Source organism: Desulfovulcanus sp. (assembly GCF_982781345.1).
On sequence record NZ_CEYAEZ010000146.1, the window covers coordinates 1 to 1,505 of the forward strand.

Below are 1,505 nucleotides of genomic sequence, written 5' to 3' on the forward strand. Positions count from 1 at the left end.
TCAGGGCGTATATTCACCCTTTTCGAGGTGTCCACAATTACCGAACCACTTCAGGTTATTATGAGAGTCCCAAACAGTAGAAGGTATATGCCTTGCCCCTTTCATCGACCATTATCCATATTGAATCACCCCGGGTTTGTCGGAGGCTAAAACTCTTGAGAGGATTAGCCTATGAAGACACAAGTAAGATATTCCCCGGAAGTACGAGAACGAGCAGTTCGCATGGTTTTAACGAGCGAACATGAATACCCGTCACGCTGGTCAGCGATCACATCGATTGCATCCAAAATTGGTTGTACCCCTGAGACATTAAGAAAGTGGGTTAACAGGATGGAAGTTGATTCAGGCGTAAAGCCCGGATTCAGTTCCGATCAGCAGCAGCGCATGAAAGATCTGGAGCGAGAGAACCGTGAGCTCAAGCGTGCGAATGAGATATTGCGCAAGGCAGCGGCTTTTTTCGCCCAGGCGGAGCTCGACCGCAAACGGAGGTGATGGTGGATTTTATTGACTGTCATCGCGACGAGTACGGTGTCGAGCCAATCTGTCAGGTATTGCCGATTGCACCGTCCACGTATCACCGTCATAAGGAGATGGAACGCTGCCCGGAGAAAAGGAGCAAGCGCTCGCAAAGGGATGACCGGTTATCCCCTGAGATCCAGCGAGTATGGCAGCAGAGCCACTGCAACTATGGCGCCCACAAGGTCTGGAAACAGCTTCATCGTGAGTCGATTCAGGTAGCGAGATGCACTGTGGAACGATTGATGAACAGCCTTGGAATTGCTGGCGTCAGGCGCGGGAAGCGTTGCATTACCACGATTCCATCGGAACAGGCCGACAGGCCATTGGATCTGGTGAAACGCCAGTTTACCGCAGATCGCCCCAACCAGCTGTGGGTCGCGGATATCACCTATGTGGCGACATGGTCTGGCTTTGTTTATGTGGCCTTTGTGGTTGATGTCTTCTCACGCTGGATTGTTGGCTGGCGTGTGTTGAAATCGATGAAAACCGACCTCGTGCTTGATGCTCTGGAGCAGGCTCTCTGGGCACGAGGCAAACCGACAGGTGTGACCCACCATAGTGATCGTGGAAGCCAGTATCTCTCCATCCGTTATTCAGAACGATTGGCAGAGGCTGGCTTCAAGGCCTCCGTCGGAACGGTCGGGGACTCCTACGACAACGCCCTGGCGGAAACGATCAATGGCCTGTACAAGGCCGAGGTCATCCATAAAAATGGGCCTTGGCGAGGGATGGATGATGTGGAGCGGGCTACGCTGACCTGGGTCGACTGGTTCAACAATCGCCGACTGCTTAGCTCCATTGGCGACATTCCGCCGCGTGAGTACGAAGAAAATTATTATCGACAGACTGAGTATCAAAAAGCAGCATGATGACTCAAACAAAAATGCCTCCGATGAACCCGGGGCGATTCAATATCCAGCTGTAACAATAGCTTTGGTATCGCAGTGATTTCATTTGATTTATCATCTACACGTTGCTGGCCTAGT

At 51.7% G+C, this 1,505-nt stretch carries 1 protein-coding gene and 1 other annotated feature; the gene reads left to right on the plus strand.

Features of this window, described 5'->3' with window-relative positions:
* The first annotated feature begins 171 nt into the window (after nucleotides 1-171).
* Nucleotides 172-1,388, plus strand: a protein-coding gene (locus AC3WVG_RS11770) for an IS3 family transposase (RefSeq protein WP_488798309.1) whose coding sequence is annotated in 2 segments (ribosomal slippage) — nucleotides 172-460 and nucleotides 460-1,388 — 1,218 coding nt in all. Because the reading frame shifts where the segments join, the coding sequence is not laid out codon by codon here.
* Nucleotides 450-566: a sequence feature (AL1L pseudoknot), on the plus strand. It overlaps the preceding gene by 117 nt.
* Nucleotides 1,389-1,505: the final 117 nt, after the last annotated feature.